This window comes from Synechococcus sp. R55.2 (genome assembly GCF_047462075.1).
Classification (GTDB): Bacteria; Cyanobacteriota; Cyanobacteriia; order Thermostichales; family Thermostichaceae; genus Thermostichus.
In genome coordinates, this window is record NZ_JANSIH010000423.1 from 1 (window position 1) to 2224 (window position 2224).

The following is a 2224-nucleotide window of genomic DNA, read 5'->3' on the forward strand; positions in this document are numbered from 1 at the left end:
CTGGGGCGCTTCTTCAGCTACCCCCCGCAAAGAGGGACTGCGCACGATGACGCCGCGCCGTCTCAGTTGTTCGATAATCTCCTGCCCTGTCCAGGCTTTGAGGGCCTGGTTGCGACTCATCGCCCTCCCAGCGCCGTGGCAGGCTGAGGAGAGGGAAAGGGCCTCCCCTTGCGCGGTGCCGACCAGAATGTAGGAAGCCGTGCCCATGGAGCCACCGATGATGACGGGCTGACCGATAGAGCGAAAAGCTTGAGGAAGCTCTGGGTGGCCAGGCCCAAAAGCGCGCGTTGCCCCTTTGCGGTGAACGAACAGGCGGCGCTTTTTCCCCTCTATCTCGTGGGTTTCCTCCTTACAGGTGTTGTGGGAGACGTCGTAAATAAGGTCGAGTTCAGCTTTGGGGAAAAGCTCAGCGAACACCTCGCGCACCCAGTAGGTGATGATCTGGCGGTTAGCCAAAGCGCAGTTGGTTGCCGCCCGCATTGCTCCCAGGTAGCTTTGCCCCACTTTGGACTTCAAGGGCGCACAGGCCAGCTCGCGATCAGGTAGCTCTATGCCGTGTTCTTTAGCCGCCTGTTGCATCTTCTTCAAGTACTCAGTGCCGATCTGGTGACCCAAGCCACGGGAGCCGCAGTGGATAGTAATCCCCACTTCCCCCGACTTAAGGCCAAAGCCTTTGGCAATCTCGGGATCGTAGATCTCGTCAACAACTTGGACTTCGAGGTAGTGGTTACCCGAACCGAGGGTTCCCATCTCGCGCCGCTGGCGCTCACGGGCGTAGGCGGAGACTTCGCTCGGCATTGCTCCGCGCATGCGGCCATGTTCTTCGATGCGCTCCAGATCCTCTTTCTTGCCGTAGCCCTGAGCAACAGCCCATTCTGCTCCGCCTTCGAGCATAGCTTCCATCTCTTTGTCGCTCAAGGAGATCTTGCTGCGGCTGCCGAGCCCTACCGGTACGCTCGCGTACAGGGCATTGGCTAGGGGCTCTGCCATCTCCTCCACTTCCTCGCGCTTTAGCCCGGTTCGCAAGGTTCTCACGCCGCAGGAGATGTCAAATCCCACGCCGCCGGCGGAAATCACCCCCCCTGCTTCCGCATCAAAGGCCGCCACCCCACCGATGGGAAAGCCATAGCCCCAGTGGGCGTCTGGCATCACGTAGCAGGCTCCAACGATCCCTGGCAAGGTGGTCACGTTGCTGGCCTGCTCGGCCACTTTGTCGTCCATTTCCCGGATTAACTCCTCGTCGGCAAAGATCAAGACCGGGACACGCATTCTGCCTTTTGGAGGAATGCGCCAGACTGTCTCATCCACACGCTCAAGTTTCTTGATATCCATAGGTTGCCTCCCCTTACACGTCCACCACGCACTGGGCCACCCAAAGCTCACCCTCTCGGGCTACCTTGAGTTCCGTGTAAGTTGCCCCCTTAACTTCTACCGCCGGTCGGTGCTTGGCATGGTCAACTCTTTCCCCCCACAGGCTGGCCTTGAGATGCTCTTTTGCCAGGTGCACTTCGACTTTTCCAAAGAGCATGCCTCTGACGGCCATCTCGTAGATCACTGCGTTCAGGAAATCCACCAACAACAGTTCCAGATCGCCTGCATTTCCTAGCTCGATCTCTAGGTGTTCTCTGGGAGCTACTTCATCCACGCTAGTGACCACCGCAGTCAGGGCCAAAGCTGCCTGGGCAAAGGCTTCCTCCGGCGTTGCCCCATAGCCGCGGACACCAATGTCAGCCATGTGTTCAAAGTGCTCCCATCTTGCCTGCACCACGGCAGTCCCCCTGCTCTCATTCTCAGGCCAAAGCCAGAGGCCACCTGGATAGATTAAGGTTTCTCTCTAGAAACTGGAAGAGGAAAGAAGGCGTAGCTCAAAGGTGAGGATGTTGGCAGCCAAAATCTCCAGGGCTCCTCCCTCAATGAGCTCGCGGGTGAGGCCGCTTCCAGATCCACTTTGCTGGAGTAACTCACGGCTGCGGCGCATGGTCTCTTGGCGCTGGGGATCGTCGACAACCACCTGCCGCTGGTTGGAGAGACTAAGGCGATAGTAGTTGGGCAGTTCGTCGCGGGTGGCATCAATGGCTAGATTGGTCTCTTCAGGAGCCACGCGAAAAGGGGCGCGGGCAGTGAGCAAAGCCACCTGGATATCCTGGTTTTGCCCGTCCAGACCTTGGAGCTCCGAAAGGTCAATCCGAAACCTAAGGGTGTCGCGGTCCCGGTTAACGCGCTC

3 protein-coding genes are annotated in these 2224 nt (G+C 58.7%); all 3 read right to left on the reverse strand.

The window, feature by feature from the left end; all coding sequences use genetic code 11:
• Positions 1–1269 (reverse strand): RtcB family protein (locus NW838_RS14210; protein WP_414428258.1); only part of this gene is annotated, 1269 nt, incomplete at its 3' end.
• Between the two features lie 76 nt (positions 1270–1345).
• Positions 1346–1768 (reverse strand): archease, encoded by a 423-nt coding sequence (locus NW838_RS14215; protein ID WP_414331239.1) that lies wholly within the window; start codon positions 1766–1768, stop codon positions 1346–1348.
• Between the two features lie 66 nt (positions 1769–1834).
• A partial coding sequence (locus NW838_RS14220) for a hypothetical protein (RefSeq protein ID WP_414428259.1) occupies positions 1835–2224 on the reverse strand: 390 nt, incomplete at its 5' end.